General features: G+C 68.5%; 13 protein-coding genes. 7 read left to right on the forward strand and 6 right to left on the reverse strand.

Features of this window, described 5'->3' with window-relative positions; genetic code table 11:
• Positions 1-9 precede the first annotated feature (9 nt).
• Together OXR60_RS04060 and OXR60_RS04065 are read left to right on the forward strand one after the other, a co-directional pair.
• Positions 10-1,188 (forward strand): cellulase family glycosylhydrolase, encoded by a 1,179-nt coding sequence (locus tag OXR60_RS04060; protein ID WP_267394312.1) that lies wholly within the window; start codon positions 10-12, stop codon positions 1,186-1,188.
• 195 nt (positions 1,189-1,383) lie between these two features.
• Positions 1,384-2,124, forward strand: coding sequence for a FadR/GntR family transcriptional regulator (locus OXR60_RS04065; RefSeq protein WP_267394314.1), 741 nt, complete (start codon positions 1,384-1,386; stop codon positions 2,122-2,124).
• 24 nt (positions 2,125-2,148) lie between these two features.
• On the opposite strand, the gene OXR60_RS04070 is transcribed toward OXR60_RS04065, so the two are convergent.
• Genes OXR60_RS04070 through OXR60_RS04085 form a run of 4 tightly spaced genes read right to left on the reverse strand, consistent with a single transcriptional unit; the run spans position 2,149 to position 8,993 of the window.
• A complete protein-coding gene (locus OXR60_RS04070) occupies positions 2,149-4,596 on the reverse strand; it encodes an ABC transporter permease (protein ID WP_267394316.1) in 2,448 nt (815 codons plus the stop codon).
• Between the two features lie 10 nt (positions 4,597-4,606).
• Positions 4,607-7,018: an ABC transporter permease gene (locus tag OXR60_RS04075; protein WP_267394319.1), complete on the reverse strand. Its 2,412-nt coding sequence runs from the start codon at positions 7,016-7,018 to the stop codon at positions 4,607-4,609.
• Between the two features lies 1 nt (position 7,019).
• On the reverse strand, positions 7,020-7,700 hold the full coding sequence (locus tag OXR60_RS04080) for an ABC transporter ATP-binding protein (RefSeq protein WP_267394321.1): 681 nt from the start codon (positions 7,698-7,700) through the stop codon (positions 7,020-7,022).
• Positions 7,701-7,709: 9 nt separating this feature from the next.
• Positions 7,710-8,993, reverse strand: a complete 1,284-nt coding sequence (locus OXR60_RS04085; RefSeq protein ID WP_267394323.1) for an HlyD family efflux transporter periplasmic adaptor subunit — start codon at positions 8,991-8,993, stop codon at positions 7,710-7,712.
• 127 nt (positions 8,994-9,120) lie between these two features.
• Between OXR60_RS04085 and OXR60_RS04090 the strand changes: the two genes are divergently transcribed.
• Positions 9,121-10,332, forward strand: coding sequence for a response regulator (locus OXR60_RS04090; protein WP_267394325.1), 1,212 nt, complete (start codon positions 9,121-9,123; stop codon positions 10,330-10,332).
• On the forward strand, positions 10,322-11,515 hold the full coding sequence (locus OXR60_RS04095) for an ATP-binding protein (protein WP_267394327.1): 1,194 nt from the start codon (positions 10,322-10,324) through the stop codon (positions 11,513-11,515). The genes OXR60_RS04090 and OXR60_RS04095 overlap by 11 nt, the downstream gene beginning before the upstream one ends.
• A gap of 78 nt (positions 11,516-11,593) precedes the next feature.
• Here OXR60_RS04095 and OXR60_RS04100 read toward each other — a convergent pair whose 3' ends face one another.
• The gene (locus OXR60_RS04100; protein WP_267394329.1) at positions 11,594-12,289 is read right to left on the reverse strand and encodes a porin family protein; all 696 of its coding nucleotides are present in this window, start codon (positions 12,287-12,289) and stop codon (positions 11,594-11,596) included.
• A 185-nt stretch (positions 12,290-12,474) separates the two neighbouring features.
• Positions 12,475-14,766, reverse strand: a complete 2,292-nt coding sequence (bglX, locus tag OXR60_RS04105) for a beta-glucosidase BglX (protein WP_267394331.1) — start codon at positions 14,764-14,766, stop codon at positions 12,475-12,477.
• A gap of 155 nt (positions 14,767-14,921) precedes the next feature.
• Between bglX and OXR60_RS04110 the strand changes: the two genes are divergently transcribed.
• The 3 genes from OXR60_RS04110 to OXR60_RS04120 all read left to right on the forward strand — a co-directional run bounded on the left by OXR60_RS04110 (position 14,922) and on the right by OXR60_RS04120 (position 20,588).
• Positions 14,922-15,986: a LacI family DNA-binding transcriptional regulator gene (locus OXR60_RS04110; protein WP_267394333.1), complete on the forward strand. Its 1,065-nt coding sequence runs from the start codon at positions 14,922-14,924 to the stop codon at positions 15,984-15,986.
• Positions 15,983-19,060: a TonB-dependent receptor gene (locus tag OXR60_RS04115; RefSeq protein WP_267394335.1), complete on the forward strand. Its 3,078-nt coding sequence runs from the start codon at positions 15,983-15,985 to the stop codon at positions 19,058-19,060. Before OXR60_RS04110 ends, OXR60_RS04115 begins: the two co-directional genes overlap by 4 nt.
• Before the next feature lie 79 nt (positions 19,061-19,139).
• Complete coding sequence (locus OXR60_RS04120) at positions 19,140-20,588, forward strand: glucoamylase family protein (protein ID WP_267394337.1); 1,449 nt, start codon at positions 19,140-19,142, stop codon at positions 20,586-20,588.
• Positions 20,589-20,694 lie beyond the last annotated feature (106 nt).

Here is a 20,694-nt window from a genome sequence, read left to right on the forward strand (position 1 = left end):
GAGGCCATCATGACATCCGCCCTTGCGAGACTGCTCGCCACTGCCGCCCTTGTCGGCGGGCTCGCCACCGCCCCCGCCGAAGCCCGCACCCGCTGGAGCGCGGCGGAGGCCAATGCCTGGTATGCCCGCCAGCCCTGGCTGGTCGGCGCCAACTTCACTCCCGCTTCCGCGATCAACCAGATGGAGATGTGGCAGGCGGCGACCTGGGATCCCAAGCGGATCGATTATGAGCTCGGCCTCGCTCAGGGTATCGGCATGAATACGATGCGCGTGTTCCTCCACGACCAGCTCTGGCAGCAGGATCCCGAAGGCTTCAAGCACCGCATCGACGAGTTCCTGCGCATCGCCCATGCGCACGGCATCCGCCCGCTGTTCGTGCTGTTCGACAGCTGCTGGGATCCCGATCCCAAGCTTGGGCCGCAGCATCCGCCGATCCCCGGCGTCCACAATTCGGGCTGGGTGCAGGGTCCCGGCCTTCCCGGCCTGCGCGACCGCAGCCGCTATCCGGCGTATAAGGCCTATGTCCAGGGCGTGGTCGGCGCGTTCAAGGACGACCAACGCATCCTCGGCTGGGACGTGTGGAACGAGCCGGACAACCCGGCCGACCAATATCAGGGCCAGGAAGGCAAGGAGCCGCTGGTGCGTGCGATGCTCGCCCAGGCGTTCGATTGGGCGCGCGACGCTGATCCCTCGCAGCCCTTGACCAGCGGCGTCTGGTGGCACGACGACTGGGCGACCGCGTCCAAGCTCAGCCCGATGGAGAAGCTCCAGCTCGGCCAGTCCGACATCATCTCGTTCCACGATTACAGCTGGCCCGAGACGTTCGCGCGGCGCGCGCAGCAGCTCACCGTCTATGGCCGGCCAATCATCTGCACCGAATATATGGCCCGCGGCAACGGCTCGACCTTCGACACCATCCTGCCGATCGGCAAGCGGCTCAACATCGCGATGATCAATTGGGGCTTCGTCGACGGCAAGACGCAGACGCGGCTGCCGTGGGACAGCTGGAAGAAGCCGTATACGATGGACGAGCCGACGGTGTGGTTCCACGAGATCTTCCACGCCGACGGCACGCCCTATCGCACCGCCGAGACGGACCTCATCCGTCGCCTCGCCGCCGCGCCCAAGGGCGTGGTGCCGAGCGAGGTGACGACGCTTCCGGCGGCGCGGGCTCGCGCGCGGCGGTAGCCATTATGGGAGGCGCCGGCCAATGCTGGCGCCAACCGCCGGTGCTTTGGCCCGAAGTGTCGAAAGCGCGCCGAATGCAGCATTGATGAGTAGCCATAACGGTACGATCGATCGTACTTGTCGCGGCGGCAGGATGCTGCAACATTCGGTTACGCTCGAGGCCGTTTACAGCCAGGGTCAATGAGGATGCTTCGAATGGCGAGCAATGGCGGGATGGAGGGCTCGATGGTGCGCCATGAACTCGGCCGCAACTTGACCTATGGGCTGCAGGAAGTGCTGGGCCGCGCGATCATCGTCGGCGACTATCGCGAGAAGCCCTTCCCCACCGAGGCAGAGATCGTCAAGCAGCACGGTGTCAGCCGCTCGGTGACGCGCGAGGCGGTGAAGATGCTCGGGGCCAAGGGGCTGCTCGGCGCGCGGCCCAAGCAGGGCACCTTCGTCCGCCCCGAAGAAGCCTGGAATCTGTTCGACACCGACGTGCTGCGCTGGCTGCTCGAGCGCCAATCGTCGATCATCCTGCTGCGCCGCTTCAACGAATTGCGCATCGGCGTGGAACCGCAGGCCGCCGCGCTTGCCGCGGCGCGCGCCACCCCCGAGCAGCGCGAGGCGATCGCCGCCGGGCTGCACCGGATGCGCGAGGCCGAACGTGGATTCGACGAGCCGCTCGATGCAGACATCGCCTTCCACGTCGCCGTGCTCCGCGCCTCGAACAACCCCTTCTTCATCCAATTCCGCGACATGGTGTCCACTGCTCTTCGCACCTCGATCCGCTTCACCAACCGCATCGCCGGCCGCACCGCCAGCGTCGGCGATCATGCCCTGGTCCACGACGCCATCGTCGCCGGCGACGCCGATGGCGCAAGCCGCGCGATGCGGGCGCTGATCGACGACGTGCTGGTCCTTATCGAACAGGTCGTCGCCGCCGAGACCCCGTAGCAACCGAGACGGGCGACATACCTTCTATTCGTGGCGCAGCGCGCGGGCTGGCTCGGCGCGGGCGACCCGCCAAGCCTGGCCGAACACCGTTGCGGCGGCGATCAGCATCGCGACCAACGTGGCGCCGACGAAGAACAGCGGCGACAGCGCGATTCGGTCGTCGAAGCCGGCGAGCCAGCGCCGCATCGCGACATAAGCGAGCGGCCAGGCGACGAGGTTGGCGAGCAGCACCGGGCGCATGAATTGCCCGATCAGCAGCCGCAGCACCTCCGCGGTGGAGGCGCCGATCGTCTTGCGGATGCCGATCTCCTTCACACGCCGTGCGGTGTCGAACGCCGCAAGGCCATAAAGGCCGATGCAGCCGATGATCATCGCCAGCCCGGCGGCGGTGGTGAACAGCCGCGCCCGCCGCATGTCGGTAATGTAGAAGGCGTCGTCGAGTTGCGCCGCGGCGGTTTGGGCGTCGAACGGCACAGCAGGGGCCACCTGCCGCCAGGCGGATTCCGCAGCAGCGAGGAGCACGCGCGGATCGGCGTCGGCATAGCGGAGCGCGGCAATCTGAGTTGCCGGGCCATGCGGATAGTAGAGATAGACACTCCCCGGCATCGGCTCGCGCGGGGAGCCGAAGCGAATGTCGCCAATAACTCCGATGATGCGGAGTGCGGTATCGAAACCGATCTGGACGCGCTGGCCGATCGCCTGATCAGGCGTCGCGAAACCCAGCCGCGTCGCGGCGAGGCTGGTGACCACCACGCCATGCTCAGCCGCGGTAAGCGTGCGAAAGTCGGTATCGTCGATTGCATCTGTAGCATGGCGATCGTCGAACAACCGCCCGGCGAGCAGCTTGGCACGGTAGACCGCAAAGAAATCGGGAGCGACCGAGACGATGTGAACCGTGGGCAGCTTGCCAACGGCCCCCGGCTGCACGATCGCGCCCGGCCGGCCGATCACCGAAATGTTGAGCGCGCGCTGTTCGGCGGGTGCTTCACTGGAGCGTGTGATCCCCTTCACCCCCGGCAGCGCGCCGAGTACCGCGCGCAACCGGTCTCGCTGCGTAGGGTCGAGCCCGGGGTCGGCAAAGCTCGGGATCAGCATCAGCCCGTCGCGGACGAAGCCGAGATCCGACCGACGCAGATGCTCCGCCTGGCCGACGAGCACTGCGGTGCTGATCGCGAGCGCGATGGTGATAGTGAATTGGCCAACAACGAGCACCTGCCGCGCCCGCCGCCCCGCCCGGCCGCCGCCAGGCGCCCGAACGGACGCGAGCACCGCCGCGGGTTGGAACCGCGACAGCAGCAACGCCGGTGCCCACCCTGCAAGCAGACCGACCGCGGCGGCGAGCAGGATCGCCCCCGGCATCACGCTGCCCACACCGACATAGACGAGGCGGATCGTGGCGCCGCTCGCCGCATTGATCCAGGGGAGCGCCATCTCGGCCAACGCGAGCCCCACCAGCAAGGCAACCATCGCCATCGCCATCGCCTCGGCCAGGAATTGGCTCACCAGCATCGGCTGGGTGGCGCCCACTATCTTGCGCAGCGCCACCTCCCGCGCCCGCAACCCTGCCTGGGCGGTGGACAGATTAACGTAATTGACGATGGCGATCACGAGGGTGAGCAGCCCGGCGATCTCCAATGTGGCAATCAACTGCCGGTCGCTGGGCAGGGCGAGATGCAGATCGGTCAGCGGCAGCAGCGTCAGCGTCAGCTTCGCCGCGGCATCGTCGCCCATGTCGCGGCGGGCGCGGCGCGCGACGAATCCGGGCAGGCGTCGCTGGAGCAGCTGGGCTGCCGTGGTATCCGGCAGCTGGAGAACGGTGAAGACCTGCCCGCTGCCCCAGTGATCATAGGCCCATGTCCTGAACCTCGTTGCCACCAGCGGCGCCATCATCGTCATCGCGATGCTGGTGTTGACCGGCGCATCGGCAACGACTCCGGTGACGCGGTAGCTGTAGGTCTTGCCGTCGATCACCAGCGTCATGGTGGATCCGAGCGCCCGGCCCGGCGCGAAATAGCGCTCGGCAGCCGCCCGGCCGAGCACGATGCCGTCGGGATCGGCGAGCGCCGACCGAGGGTCTCCGGCAAGGAAGCGATAGCGGAACAGGGCAAAGAAGCTGGGATCGACCAGTGCGAGTTTCTCGGCGGTAGCGCCCGCGCCATGCCTGACATTGGCCCCCATCGACCAGATGCGGGTGCCGCGAAGGCCGGGTTCTTCCTCGCGCAACTGCTCGAGCAGCGCCGCCATCGTCGCGACCACCGGCGTTTCGGGAACGTTGGCGAAGTGAAAGGTCTGCTCGACGAGGTACAATCGCTCGACCCCCGGCAGCCAACGATCATAGCTGCGTTCGAAGCGGACGAAGAGCAACAACACCAGGAACACCGCGATCCCGAGCGCGAGCCCGCCGATGTTGAGGATCGCGTACAGCCGGTGGCGGGTCAGCGAGCGATACAGGGTCAGCCAGGCCGAGGACATCGCAGCGCCCCTATTCGTGGCGCAGCGCGCGGGCGGGCTCGGCGCGGGCGACCCGCCAGGCCTGGGCGAACACCGTTACAGCGGCGATCAGCATCGCGACCAAGGTCGCGCCGACGAAGAACAGCGGCGACAGCGCGATCCGGTCGTCGAAGCCGGCGAGCCAGCGCCGCATCGCGACATAGGCGAGCGGCCAGGCGAGCAGGTTGGCGAGCAGCACCGGGCGCATGAATTGCCCGATCAGCAGCCGCAGCACCTCCCCAGTGGAGGCGCCGATCGTCTTGCGGATGCCGATCTCCTTCACACGCCGTGCGGTGTCGAACGCGGCGAGGCCATAGAGGCCGATGCAGCCGATCACCACCGCCAGCACCGCGCCGATCGTGAACAAGCGGGATCGCTGCGCATCCGCCTTGTAATAGCGTTCGAACAGATTGTCCTCGACCGAGCGCGCCTCGAAGGGAACGCCGGGGACGACCCGCTTCCAGGCAGCCTCCATCGCGGTCACCATCGCCTTAGGATCGTGCCCGGCATAGCGCACCGCCGCATAAGGCGAGATGATGTCGATCGTGTTGTAGGTATAGGCCACCGGATCGACCGGATCGCGCGGGCTGCGGAAGCGAACGTCGTCGACCACGCCGATGATCGTCGACGGCAGCAGGCCATCGCTGATCGTCTGCCCCAGCGCCGCTGCCGGCGAGGCGAAGCCGAGCGCGGTCACCGCGGTGCGGTTGATGACGATGTTGGGGCCGGTGCGCTCGCGCTGCTCGAGCGTCAGCAGCCCACGATCGTCGGCATGCGCGGCGTCGAACAGCCGCCCGGCGATCAGTCGCGCGCCATAGACGCGGAAATAATCGCGCCCGGTGCCGACCTCCATCACCGATGTCTTTTGGTCAGGGGTGCCGGGGCGACTGTACCCTGAGAAATTGGTGGTGCTCTGGTCACCCGGCGCATTGTTGGCGATCGTGACCCCGGTGACATCCGGCAGCGCCGCCATCGCGCGCAGGATCGACGCCCGTTGCGGCGCGTCGATCCCGCCCGCCATCATCGAGCGGACGATCATCAGCCCCTCGCGACGAAAGCCCAGATCGGCGGCGCGCAGATGCGCGGTCTGGCTGAGCATCGTCGCGGTGCCGATCGCAAAGGCGATCGCGATCGCGAACTGGGTGATCACCAGCAGGCTGCGCAGCCGCGCGCCGGCGCGGCCGCCGCCCGGCGCGCGTGTCGAGGCGAGCACCGCCGCCGGGCGGAAGCCCGACAGCACGAAGGCGGGATAGAGGCCGGCGACCAGCGCGATCCCCACGACCAAGCCGACCAGCGGCAGGACGATGCCGTCGGCGCCGAGGTAATGGATCGCCAGCGTGGTGCCGCCGAGCGTGTTGATGAAAGGCAGCGCGATCTCCGCCAGCGCCAGCCCGATCAGCGCCGCCACCGCCACCGTCGCCAGCGCCTCGCCGAGGAACTGGCGGATCAGCGCCCGCCGTGTGCCGCCGAGCACCTTGCGCATGGCAACTTCGCGCGCGCGCAGGCCGGCACGCGCGGTCGCCAGGTTCACATAGTTGACGATCGCGATCAGCAGCGTCAGCAGCCCGACGAGCCCCAGCGTGGTGACGATCGCGCGATCGCCCGGGCTGTAGAGATGCATCGCGGTCAGCGCCCGCAGCGATTGGAAATACTCGCCCTTCTTGATGTTGTCGCCGGCATAGGCGTGGCGATCGAGGAAGCTTGGCAGTTGCGCCTCGAACGCGCTCGCCGCGGCGGCGTCCGGGAAGCGCAACAACGTCGTCAGCGACGTGCTGCCCCAATGATCCCACCATTCGTTGCCGAACCGCGCCTGGCTGGTCTGCGCGAACAGCTCGTCCTTGAAGGTGACATTGTCCGGCATGTCGCGCAGCACCGCGCCGACCCGATAGGGATAGACCTTGCCGTCGATCGACAGCTGCAGCGTCTGCCCGATCGCCGACTGGCTGCCGAAATATTTGCGCGCCGCGGCCTGGGTGACGACCAGGCCGTTGGGGTCGGCGAGGGTCGCACGCGGATCGCCCTCGATCGCCGGAAAGCGCATCAGGTCGAAGAAGTTCTTGTCGACCGTGCCGAGTTCCTCGGCGGTCGCCTGCGCGCCCTGCCGGACGATCGCGTTCGCGGCCATGTAGCGCGCGCCGACCAGTTGCGGGTAATCGGCGCGCAGCAGGCTCAGCTCGTCGCCCATCGTGTAGGGGTTGGTCGAGGCCGGATAGCCCGGCATCACATAGCGTTCCTGCACCACCCACAAGCGGTCCTGCCCGGGCAGGACGCGGTCGAAGCCGGTCTCGAACTGCACGAACAGGAACAGGACGAGAAAGGTCGCGATTCCCAGCGCGAGCCCGCCAATGTTGAGCGCGGCGAACAGGCGGTGGTGCGACAACGATCGATAGAGCGACGTCAGCATGTCACGCGGCCCGCAATGCGGATGACAGGATGCGCCCGTCGAGCATGTGCACCGTGCGCTTGGCGATGTCGGCATGCGAGGGCGAGTGCGTGACCATCACGATCGTCGCGCCCTCGGCATTGAGCTGGCCGAGGATGTCCATCACTTGCGCCCCATTTTCGGTATCGAGGTTGCCGGTCGGCTCGTCGGCGAGGATCAGCCGCGGTTCGCCGACGATCGCGCGCGCGATCGCCGCGCGCTGCTGCTGCCCGCCCGACAGCTGGTGGGGATGATGACGCTGGCGGTGCGCGATGCCGACGCGGTCCATTGCCGCGGCGACCCGCTCCTTCTTCTCGCGCGCCGGCATCGCGCAATAGGCGAGCCCCAGCGCGACATTCTCGGCGATCGTCAGCTCGTCGATCAGGTTGAAGCTCTGGAACACGAAGCCGAGCCGGTCGCGGCGCAGCCTGGCGAGATCGGACTCCGGTGCCCGCGCGATATCGGCGCCTTCGAACATGTAGCGCCCGCCGCTCGGCCGATCGATGGTGCCGATGATGTTGAGCAAGGTCGATTTGCCGCAGCCCGACGGCCCCATGATCGCGACGAACTCGCCTGCCTCGACGGCGAGCTCGATACCGCCGAGCGCCGTGGTCTCGATCTCGTCGGAAGCATAGGTGCGGCTGACGTCCTGGAGCTGGATCATGGGCTTGTCCTATCGGAGGAGGAGGGTCTGGAAGGGCGCGTAGGTGGTGAGCGCGGTGGTCACGATCCGCTCGCCGGGGGCGAGGCCGGAAACGATCTCGACCTGATCGGGATTGCGCCGCGCGGTGACGATCGCGCGGCGCACCGCCTTGGCATCGCCGTCGAGCACGAACGCGGTGGTGCCGCCGGCGTCGAGCCAGCCGCCGGACGGCGCGACGATCGCCGGTCGGTCCGCGCCGAGCACGAGCCGGACGTCGAGCGTCTGGCCCCGGTTGAGCCCCGCCGGCGGGTTGCCGCGAAAGCCGAGCTCGACGCGGAAGCGGCCCTCGGTCACCTGCGGCAGCACCTTCAGCACCGTCATCGGATAGCTGCGCCCGTCGAGGTCGGCGATCGCGGCAAGGCCGGTGCGGACCCGGCCGAGGTAGAATTGATCGACGTCGGCGGTCAGCTTCCACTGACCCTCGGAATCGATCTGGCCGACCGGATCGCCGCTCTTGAGCATCTGGCCGGGCTGCAACGTAAAGGCGGTAAGCCGGCCGCCGACCGGCGCGCGCAGCACCAGCGCCGACAGGCTGGCACGGACCATCGCCAGGCTTTCGCGCAGCTGTTGCGCCGTGGCGGCGATGCCGGAGGATTGGTCGGCGAGCGTCACGCCCGCCTCGCTGGTACCGCGCACCAGCGCCGCGACACGGTCGCGCTGATACACCACATCGCCGCGTACCGGATCGATCGCGGCACGCGTGATGATGCCCTTGTCGAACAGCACCTGCTTCTGCGCCAACAGCGTCTGCGCCTTTGACAGCGCGTTGCGGGCATCGGCGAGATCGCGCGCACCGTCCTGCCGGGTGTTCTGGACGGACAACCGCTGGCCGCTGATCGCGCTCAGCTGGCCGGCGATATCGGCAGAGCGACTGGCAACCTCGAGCTCGAGCGAGGGGTTGGACAGGCGCGCGATCGGCGCGCCGGCGGCGACCATCGCGCCGTCGGTGGCGGTCAGTGCGGCGACCTGGCCGCCGGAGATCGCGGTGACGAACACGGTGCGCAACGGCGCCACCTCTGCTCGCAGCGGCACGAAGTCGCGGAACGGCGCGCGAGTCACCACCCCGGTGCGAACCGCCGCGGCCTCCACCGTCAGCGCGTTAGCCCCCGGCATCAGCCACCAGCCGAGCAGCGCGACGAGGACGATGGCGGCGCCGATCGCCACACGCACGATCAGCCGCCGCCGCTTGGCGTGCGGCCGCTCGATGCGCCGGTCCATCGCGGCGCCGGTACCGGCATGGGTCGTCTGCGTCATGCGGACACTGTACCCCACCAAGCCGCACCGGCCTAAGTCACTGAAGCAACGAAGCTTTGTCTCCAGCTAGCGGGATTCATCCGGCCCGACTGTACGGACTGTCCGTTTCCGAACACTATCCTCGCCCATGTCAACCGAATCACCCCGCATCCTCGTTATCGATGACGATGCGGACATCGCCAAGGCGGCGCGACTGCTGCTCGAACGCCACGCGATGACGGTGGCCACCGCCGCCGACCCGGCGGCGGCCTGGATCGCGCTGGCGGTGACGCCCGCCGACGTCATCCTGCTCGACCTCAACTTCGCGCGTGGGCGGACCAGCGGCGAGGAAGGTTTCGCGATGCTCGACCGGCTGATCGCCGCGGACCGCCATGCGGTGGTGATCGTCGTCACCGGGCACAGCGGCATCGCCGTCGCGGTGCAGGCGATGCGCAGCGGCGCGACCGATTTCGTGATCAAGCCCTGGCACAACGAGCGCCTGCTCGCCACGGTCGAGCGCGGCATCGCCTTGCGCCGCGCCAAGCTTGATGCCGCCACTGCCCCGCCGGTCGCCGACGCGGTATTGCTCGGGGACAGCGTTGCAATGGCACGCGTCCGCGACCTGGTCGCGCGGATCGCGCCGTCCGAGGCACCGGTGCTCGTCGCCGGGCCGAGCGGCACCGGCAAGAGCCTGGTCGCGCGGCTGATCCATGAGGGATCGGGGCATGCTGACGGCCCGTTGGTGACGCTCGACGCCGGACCGGCCGATGCGGCGACGATCGCCGCGCGGATCGCCGCGGCCGTGGGCGGGTCGCTGGTCATCGACCATGTCGATCGCCTGCCCCGCGCGCTGCACGGCGAGCTGGCGCAACGGATCGAGGGGCTCCGCGTCATCGCCACCACCCGGCTCGACCGGGCGGGCTTGCGGGCCAGCGTCGGCGAGGATCTGCTCTACCGCCTCAACACGATCGAGATCGACCTGCCGCCACTCGCCGCGCGCGACGGCGACGCCTTGCTGCTGGCGCGGCACTTCCTCGCGGTGTTTGCGCACCGCCACGGCAGGCCGCCCCAGCCGCTTGCGGAGGACGCTTTAGCGGCGATGGCGCGGGGCGACTGGGCCGACAATATCCGCGGGCTGCGCCAGGCCGCCGAACGCGCGGTGCTGCTCGGCGGCGAGATCGCCGCAGTCGCACCTGGCGCCGCACCGCCAGCGCCGCCCGAGCTGTCGCTCGCGCGCAACGAGGAGGCGCTGGTTACCGGGGCGCTGCAGCGCCATGCGTTCAACGTCAGCCGCGCCGCGGCCGAGCTCGGCCTGACCCGCGCGGCGCTGTACCGGCGGATGGCGCGCTATGGGCTCTAGCCGCGCCCGCCCGATCGCCCATGCACTCCTCCTCGCCCTGGCCGGCGGAGTCGTCGCCCTGGCGGCGGCGCACGGGTTGTTCGCGACCGCGCTGCTCGCGGCGCTGGTTGCGATCTGGACCGCCGCGATCGATCTAGTCGATCGTGGCCCGCCGGTGCCGGTGCCGGCGCCACCGCCTGCGCCGCCACCGGTCGTCCCCGATGACGAGGAACGCCGGCGCCTGACCGCCTATCTCGATCTCTCGCCGGCGCCGCTGGTCGCGCTGGACGACGGGCGGCTGCGCGTCGTCAACCGCGCCGCGCGTCGGTTGCTCGGCGCGAGCGATCTGGTGCCCGCGCCACCGGCGGCACTGCTCGCCGCGCTCGCGGATACCCGCCCCGGCCGCACCACCACGATCGACCTTGAGGATGCCGGCGATCCGCGCAGCTTCGCGCTCGCCACCGGCGATCTCGCGCTGGCGGGGCGGATGATGCGGATCGGCGCGCTGATCGACATCGATGCCGAGTTGAAGGCGGCGGAGGCGAGCGCGCTCCGCGATCTCGTCCAGGTGCTGAGCCACGAGATCGTCAACGCGCTCACCCCGATCGCCTCGCTGGCTGACACCGCGGTGGCGATGCTCGACGATCCACAGCCGGCGCTGCCACGGATCCGCGAGGCGATCGAGACGGTCGCGCGGCGCGCGGCGAGCCTCCACCGCTTCGGCGACAGCTACCGATCACTCGCCCGGCTGCCGCCCCCCACCTTGCAGCGGCTCGCAGTCGCGCAGCTCACCGGCGACCTCGCGATGCTGTTCGCGACCCGCTGGCCTGCCATCGAGATGAGCATCGATACCGAGCAGGCGCCGACGCATCTGCTGGCCGATCCGGATCAGCTGACCGCGGCCTGCTGGGCGGTGCTGCAGAATGCGGCGGAGGTCTTGAGCGACACCGGTGATCCCCGCATTGCGCTGTCGGTTACCGCGCAGGTCGGTCGCACGCTGATCACCCTGGGTGACAACGGCCCCGGCATCGCCACGACCGACGAACACGACATTTTCCGCCCGTTCTTCACCACCAAGGCCGAGGGCACCGGCGTCGGCTTGTCGCTTGCCCGCCAGATCCTGCGCGCGCATGGCGGCAATCTGGTGCTGGCGACATCGCGCCCCGGGCTCACCGCGTTCGAGGCGACCCTGCCGACGGCCTGATCGCCGGCGCGACAGGCGGCGACCGCGTCGGAGGACGCGCGGAGAGCCTAAGCGTCGCCGCGCGCCGGCATCGGCAGCCTAGAAACGAACGCCGACGCCGGCGACCACCTGGTGGCGGTCGGCGTCCAGCTTGGCGTCGGTGGCTTCAAAGCCGTTGTAGTTGGTGTAGACATATTCGAGCTTGCCATAAACGTTCTGCGACAGGCCCATCTCCACACCGGCACCAAGATGGAAACCATCCCGCGTCAGCTTTTCGCGGAGATCATTTTCCGGCGCATCCAAGTCACGGTCCGTCAGCGTCGTGCTGCCGTTTGAATAGCCGGCCTTGGCATAGAGCAGAGCGGTGGCGCTGATCATGTGGCCGACGCGGACGCCTGCCGTGATGTTGCGGCCGGCCTTGATGCAGAAGCGCTCGGCCGTCGTGTAGCTGACGCAATCCCTGACCGACGAGCCGTCGATGCCCGCGTAGGCGCCGATGGTGCCGAACCCGCCGACCATCACGTCATAGCCGACTTCGCCGCCGTAGCTCACGCCGCTCTTGCCCGCGCTATCCTTGTAGGTGACGGTGTCGTCGAACAGTTCGAGGGTGGTGACCGGGCGATCCCAGCCGACACGAACTTCGACGCGCGCGCCGACCGGCGCCGCAGCCGGCGCTTCTTGAGCAAGGGCGGGCGTCGCGGCAAGCAACGCGACGAGCGACACAGCGATGATCTTCATTCTATCCCCGAAAAAAACTGACCCCAGGCTTGGGGTTGCTGGCGGATAGGGCAGCATTTCTTACGAGCAGGTTTACGTTGCTGATTGATACTGACCTCGGCAGCGGAACTGACCGCCGGCCTTACCGCTGCTCAGCGCGGCCAAGGCTGCTGTCGCACGCGAAGACGCAGGCAATGCGCGCATTCACGGCATGGGTAGCCGGGGAAGTAGCCGGCGTAACGCTGCTCGGCTGACGCCCGCCGTCACGCCAGGCTGAATTCGCCCGAGACGCCTTCCGCCTCTGCCGAAGGGGCGATCCACACCCGGAACCGCCCCGGCTCCACGGTCCGTTTGAGATCGCGCCCGACGAACACCAGATCCTCGCGGCGCAGCGTGAACGAGACCTGCCGGCGCTCGCCCGGCTTGAGGCTGATCGTGCGGAACGCCTTCAGCTCGCGTACCGGCCGGGTCACGCTCGCCGCGACGTCGTGGACGTAGAGCTGCACCACCTCCTGCGCCACCCGGCGGCCGCTGTTGCTCACCGTCGCGCCGAGGGTGATCGTACCGCCGGCGGCGAGTTGCCCGCCGCCGAGGTCGAGATCGGCATAACCGATCACGCCATAGGTCAGCCCATGGCCGAACGGGAACAGCGCCTCGTTGGCTAACTCGCGATAGTGCGCCTTATAGGGCTGCAGCGGCCCCGGCGGGTTGGGGCGTCCACTGCTCTTGTGGTCGTAATGATAGGGTTCCTGCCCCGTCGCCCGGGGAAAGGACACCGGCAACCGCGCCGATGGCGCCACGCGCCCGAACAGGATGTCGGCAATCGCCGGGCCATCCTGCGAGCCGAGGAACCAGGTGACGAGGATCGCCGGCGCCGCGAGCACCGCCCCCGCCAGCGCCAGCGCGCGGCCGTTGCGGAGCAGCACCACCAGCGGCTTGCCGGTCGCCGCGACCGCCTCGGCGAGCGCCACCTGCGCCGGCGGCACGACGATGTCGGCGCGCGACTGCGCCTCGCCGGACATGCTCTCGCTCTCGCCGATCGCGAGCACCACCACATCGGCGCCGCGCGCCGCCGCCACCGCCGCCTCGATCCCGCCGGCGAGCGGCATGTCCACGCCCGATCCTGCGGTAACGCTGAGCAGCGTCGGGTCGGCCATTGCCGCGCGAACGCCGGTGGCGAGGTCGACCGCCTCCGCATCGGTGCCATAGACGTTCCACGGCCCGATCAGATCGTGCTGCCCCGCCGCGAATGGCCCGATCAGTGCGATGCGCTTGCCCGCACGCGGCAACGGCAGCAGGTCGCCGTCATTCTTGAGCATCACGATCGATTTGGCGCCAGCCTCGCGGGCGAGCGCCAGCGTATCGCGGGTCCGCACCCGGGTCTTCTCGCGGCGCGGGTCGATGCGGCGGAACGGATCGTCGAACAACCCGAGCTTCGCCTTGAGCGCCAGGACGCGGCGCACCGCCTGGTCGAGCCGCGCCATCGGCACCTCGCCCGCGGCGACCAGCCCGGGAAGATGCGCCATGTAGAAGCCGCTCTGCATGCTCATGTCGACGCCGGCCATGAAGGCGAGCTTGGTCGCCTCGCGGGCATCGGCGGCAAAGCCGTGGGCGATCAGTTCCTCGTCGCCGGTGTAATCGGAGACGACCAGCCCGCCGAACCCCCATTCGCGCCGCAGCACCTCGGTCAGCAACCAGTCGTTGGCGGTGGCGGGCACGCCGGCGATCTCGTTGAACGACGCCATCACGGTGGGCGCGCCGGCGCCGAACGCCGCCTCGAACGGCGGGAAATACACCTCGCGGAGCGTCCGCTCGGAGACGTCGACGCTGTTGTAATCGAGCCCCGCCTCGGCGGCGCCATAAGCGGCGAAATGCTTGACGCAGGCGGCGACCGCATCCGGCGCGGCAAGGCCGCGCTCGCCCTGGAAGCCGCGCACCCGCGCGTCCGCCATCATCCTGCCGAGCAGCACGTCCTCGCCCGCCCCCTCGACGCCGCGGCCCCAACGCGCATCGCGGGCGATGTCGACCATCGGCGCAAACGTCCAGTCGATTCCCGACGCGGCGGCCTCGGCGCCGGCAGCGCGCGCGGTGCGACGGGCGAGATCGGGATCGAAGCTCGCCGCCTCGGCGAGCGGCACGGGAAAGACGGTGCGATAGCCGTGGATGATGTCGGCGGCGAACAGCAGCGGCAGCTTGAGCCTCGATTCGCGTACCGCGACGGTCTGCATCCGCTTGGCCATCGCCGCGCCATTGCCGTTGAACACGCCCGTCAGCCGCCCGGCGCGAACCTCGGCCAGCTGGCTGTCAAAGCTCGCAGCGGCGCCGGCCGGGTTGAGCGCGGTCGCGGCGCCGCCAGCCCAGGCGGCGGCCATCAGCGTCAGCTGCCCGGCCTTTTCCTCGACCGTCATCCGCCCGACCAGCGCGTCCACGGCCGCCGGCAGGGCAGGCGCTCCGTCATCCTGGCGCATCAGCGCGCGCGCCGGGCTTGCGGCCCAGGCGACCATCGCGCCGGCGCCCAACAGCGCCGCGCGCCGGGAAATCATGACCACTGTCATCCCTCTCTCCTGCCCGCTCCGGCCGCCGTGCTCAACCACGAGTTCAGCTCAGATCGCGGGTGTCTTGTAACAGACTATTGGATCATGTAACCGATTACATCAATAACAAGGTGCCGGCTGCTGTCGCGCACCACCGGGGAGATGGTTGCACACCGATGGCTCACGCCACGATCCGTGATGTCGCGCGCGAGGCGGCCGTATCGGTCGCCTCGGTGTCGCGAGCGCTGAACGGCCACAGCAACATCCGCCCGCAATTGCGCGCGCGCATCGAGGGCGTCGCGACCCGGCTTGGCTATGTGCCGCACGCCGGTGCGCGCAACCTCAGCCTGGCCAGGTCTGGCGCGATCGGCGTGGTGCTGCCCGATCTTCATGGCGAATTCTTTTCCGAGCTGCTGCGCGGCATGGACCGCGAAGCCTCGGCACGCGGACTGCACCTGATGCTGATGGTGATGCACGGGGAGGCGCAGCGCGGGATCGCCGCACTGAACACGATGCGCGGCCGGGTCGACGGGCTGCTGGTAATGGCGCCGCACGTATCGGCCGACGACTTGCTCGCTCACATGCCGGTCGGGATGCCGACCGTCCTGGTCAATTGCGCGCCGCACGCCGCGCCACGGGCCGAGCTGAGGATCGACAATGCCGCAGGTATGGCGGCGCTCGTCGATCATCTCGCCGCGCAGGGGCGCCGCCGGCTGGTCCACATCGCCGGCCCGGCGAGCAATCGCGACGCGCAGGAGCGCCGGCGCGGGGTCGAGGCGGCGTGCACGCGCGTCGGTCTTGCCTTGCGCATCCTGCCTGGCGACTTCAACGAGGCGTCCGGCGCGGCCGCCGTCGCCACGCTGCTGGCGGACCACGCCGACATGGACGCGATCCTCGCCGCCAACGACATGATGGCGATCGGCGCGATGATGGCGCTGAAGCGCGCCGGGATCGCGGTGCCGGAGCAGGTCGCGGTCGCGGGGTTCGACGACATCCCGCTCGCCCGCCTGATTTCGCCGTCGCTGACCACCGCCAGCATCGACATCGCCCAGTTCGGCGCCGACGCGGTGTCGCGCCTGGCTGCGGTGATCGCCGGCGACGACGACCAGCTCGTCGAGCAACGCCTGCCGGTCGTGGTCGCGCGTGAGTCGACAGCCAAGCGGGCGGCCAACGCGCCCGACGCTCATCACCCAATCAACAACAAGCACCCGAATGATCGGGAAACCGGGGAACGACCATGACCAAAACGATGCTGCGCGCTGCGCTGGTGACGATGACCGCCTTGTCCGGCGGCACGATGCTGCTGCCGGCGCCGGCGGTGGCGCAGGTGGGCCAGGCGTCGCTGCGCGGCACGATCACCGCCCCGGCCGACAATCCGGTGGTCGAGGTTGTCGCGGTGGAGGTCGCCACCGGCATCCGCCGCAGCGTCGCGGCGGGCGCCGACGGCAGCTACAATTTCGCCTCGCTGCGGGCGGGCACCTATCGGCTTGAGGTCCGCCAGCGGAGCGGCACCCGCAATTCCGACACCTTCACCCTGCGTGTCGGCCAGAATGCCGGGCTTGATCTCGATCTCAGCACCGCTCCGGCCCAGCCGGCCCCGACCGAGCAACCCGCGACGGGCGAGGCCACCGGCGCCGAGCCGACCGGCACGCCCTCCACCGGCACCGAGTCCGCGGCGACCAGCGGCGACATCATCGTCACCGGCAACCGCATCCGCTCGCTCGATGGCGGTCAGGTAGGGATCAACATCACCTCGCGGCTGATCGAGCAGCTGCCGCAGAACAACCGCAACTTCCTCGCCTTCGCCGATCTCGCGCCCGGCGTGCGCTTCATCGAAAATGCCGATGGCTCGTCGCGCATCCAGGGCGGCGCCCAGGACAGCCGCACCGTCAACGTATTCATCGATGGCGTCAGCCAGAAGGATTATGTGCTCAAGAATGGCATCACCGGGCAGGATACGTCCGCCGGCAACCCGTTCCCGCAGCTCGCGATCGGCGAATATCAGGTGCTCTCGTCCAACTATAAGGCCGAGTTCGACCAGGTCAGCTCGGTCGCGATCACCGCGATCACCAAATCGGGCACCAACGAATTCCACGGCGAGGGCTTCTTCGACTATACCAACGAGAAGCTGCGCGACCGTCGCCCGTCGGAGATCTTCCCGGTCACGATTCCCAAGGTCACCACCACCAATAAGCAGTTCGGCGGCGCGCTCGGCGGCCCGATCATCAAGGACAAGGCGCATTTCTTCGCGAGTTATGAGGGCAAGCGGATCAGCAGCCCCTATGACGTGCGCCCGGACAACGGCTTTCCGGCGGCGTCCCTGCCGAGCGACCTGCAGCCCTATTTCGGCACCTTCTCGCAGCAGTTCAACGAGGACCTCTATTTCGGCAAGATCGATGTCGAGCCGACCGACAAGGATCTGATCGAGCTCTCCGGCAAGTATCGCCGCGAGTCCGGCGTCCAGATCGCGACCGGCCCCAATGCCTCGAGCACCGCGACGCTCAACAAGGTGACCGACAAGCGCGGGCTGCTGCGCTGGCAGCACAGCGAGGATAAGTGGATCAACGACGCCCGCGTCTCCTACGAGAACGCGCAATGGTCGCCGACGCCGCAGACGGGCGGCAATTCCACCCAGCTGCAGCGGATCCTCGACAATGGCACCGACCGCTTCAACCTGCTGCGCTACGGCGCCGGCACCAACCAGCAGAACAAGGGCCAGAAGGGCTGGACCGTGCAGGACGATTTTACCTGGACGGGGTTCGACGGGCACACGATCAAGGTCGGTGCCAAGGCCAAATGGGTGAAGCTGCGCTCGCTCGAGCAGAACAACATCAACCCGGTCTATAGCTACGATGTCAACGGCATCCCCGGCGTCGCGTTTAACGATGCCACACCCTACCAGCTCCAGTTCGGCGCAGCGACGGGGACGGGCGACCCGGACGTCACCTCCAACAATTTCCAGTTCGGCATCTACGCCCAGGACGATTGGGACGTCACCAGCCACCTCACCCTCAACCTCGGGCTGCGCTGGGACTATGAACGCACCCCCGCCTATCTCGGTTACGTGACGTCGCAGGAAAACATCACCGCGGTGACGGCGCCCAATTATCCGAACCTCGCCGGCGCCGATTACGACATCAACGACTATATCTCTACCGGCAACAACCGGAAGGCGTTCAAGGGCGCCTGGCAGCCGCGGATCGGCTTCACCTACCGCATCGACGATGCCGGCCGCTTCGCGCTGTTCGGCGGGCTTGGCCGGTCCTACGACCGCAACCAGTTCGATTTCCTCCAGCAGGAGGTCAGCCAGGGCGCGTTCCCGACGCGCACCTTCAACTTCGCCAACGCGACCACGCTGCGCCCGTGCAACCAGGCGACCAACCCGACCACCTGCCTCACCTGGAACCCGATCTACCTGACCGAAGCCGGCCGGCAGCAATTGGTGGCGGGCGCGACGGGCGGCGGCCGCGAGTTCCGCTTCCTCAACAACGACCTTAAGGTGCCCTATTCGGACCAGGCGAGCCTCGGCATCCGCGGCCGCTTCAACCTGCTCAATCTCGAGGTCGGCTACAGCCATATCGAGAGCAAGAACGGCTTCGTCTTCCTGCTCGGCAACCGCCGGCCCGACGGCTCGTTCTTCCTCAACGATCCCGCCGATCCGAACGATACGCCGCAGTCGCCGTTCAACTTCGCGCCGCCCGGCTATGGCTCGATCATCCTTGGCACCAACGGCCTCAAGACCAGCGCGGATTCGGCCTATCTCAAGCTCACCAAGACCTATTCGGCAGCATCTCCCTGGAGCATCGACGCCACCTACAGCTACACCCAGGCCGAGGAAAACCGCCAGTTTGGCGAGACTTACTCGCTCGATTACGCGCAGATCAGCGATTACCCGACGCTGCGCTCGTCCGGCGTCCCGCGGCACCGGTTCGTGATCGCGGGCAGCGTCGACACGCCGATCGGCGTCACCTTGTCGACCAAGTTCCAGATCGAATCGCCGCTGACGGTGAAAGGCTTCGTCAACACCGCCGATCCGTTCCAGCGCGAGCTGATCGCGCGGGTCAACGACAGCCTCGGCGACCAATGGGGCAAGCGCCAGCTGGACTTCGCCTTCACCAAATATGTGCCGATCGGCTTCATCACCGATCAGGCGCGCGTGCGGCTGCGCGTCGACATCATCAACGTGATGAACGATCGCAATTACGTGGATTTCAACACCGATGCGTCGAGCGTCAACTTCGGGCGGCGCTCCAGCGACAGCATCGGCGGCAATCCGCCGCGTACGGTGAAGCTCTCGGCCGGCTTTTCGTTCTGATCCTGGCGGTGGGCGAGCGCGACATCGGACGGTCGCGCCTTGTCCGACAGCATCGCCCCCGTCCGGTGTTGAGAGTAGCATGATTGATCGCAGGCAGATGCTCGGCCATGGCTCGCTGGCGCTGGCCGGGCTCGCCGCGGGCTGCGCCCGCCCGCTGGCGCTGATCGGCCCTGGCAACGCTCCACCAATCGGTGCCGAGAGCATCGCGCGCGCCGACAATGCGCTGATCAGCACCCTGCAGCAGCGCACCTTCCGCTTCTTCTGGGATACCACCGATCCCGCCACCGGCTTGACCCCGGATCGCTGGCCGACCCCCTCCTTCGCCTCGATCGCCGCGGTCGGTTTCGCGCTCACCGCCTATCCGATTGGCGTCGCCAACGGCTGGATCAGCCGCGATCAGGCGCGCGCCCGGACGCTGGCGACGCTCGCATTCTTCGCCGCGGCGCCTCAAGGCCCCGCCGCCGGCAACGACACCAGCGGCTACAAGGGCTTTTTCTACCACTTCCTCGGTACCACCAAGGGGCATCGCTTCGCGCGCTGCGAGCTGTCGACGGTCGATACCGCGCTGCTGATCGCGGGCGTGCTGTTCGCGCAGAGCTGGTTCGACACCGACCACCCGGACGAGGTCCGCATCCGCACCCTCGCCGACCAGCTCTATGCCGCGATCGACTGGACCTGGATCACCCCGCGCGCGCCGTTCGTGGCGATGGGCTGGCATCCCGAGAGCGGCTTCATCCCGCACGATTGGGAGATCTACAACGAGGCGATGCTGCTCTACGTGCTCGCGCTGGGCTCGCCGACCCACCCGCTGCCGCCGGAGACCTGGCCCGCCTGGACGGCGCGGTTCGACGCGCAATGGACCGACCGCTGGGGCGAACCCTATATTCACTACGCACCGCTGTTTGTGCACCAGTACAGCCATTGCTGGATGGATTTCCGCGGTATCCGCGACTCCTACATCGCCACCAAGGGCATCGATTACTTCGAGAACAGCCGCCGCGCAGTGCGCGCGCAGCGCGCCTATGCGATCGCCAACCCCGGCGGCTGGGCCGGCTATGGCGCCGATGTCTGGGGGCTCACCGCCAGCGACGGCCCCGGCGATTTCACCGTGACGGTGGACGGCCGCGCACGTGAGTTCTTCAGCTATTCGGCGCGCGGCCCCGGCGACCGCGACGACGGCACCATCGCGCCCACCGCCGCCGCCGCCTCGATCGCCTTCGAGCCCGAGCTCGCCACCCGCGCCATCGAGACGATGTACGCCCGCTACGGTCGTGCCATTCACGGCCGCTACGGCTTCAGCGACGCCTTCAATCCGACGCTGACGCTAGCCACCGCACCGCTACGGCATGGCGAAATCCACGCCGGCACCGGCTGGCTCGACCGCGATTACCTCGGTATCGACCAAGGCCCGATCGTGACGATGATCGAGAACCATCGCACCGGGATGGTATGGGAGACGATGCGCCGCAACCCGCACATCCGCCGCGGGCTGGAGCGGGCAGGTTTCACCGGCGGCTGGCTGGCGTGATCGTCAGCGGCCGCCCTTGCGGCGGCAGCACGCTCCCCTCCAGCCGCCGCCGATCGCCTCGCCCCATCTCATTTATCGACAAAGCGAGCGGACCGCGCCGCTGCTC

Source organism: Sphingomonas sp. GC_Shp_5, assembly GCF_026540855.1.
Lineage (GTDB): Bacteria > Pseudomonadota > Alphaproteobacteria > Sphingomonadales > Sphingomonadaceae > Sphingomonas.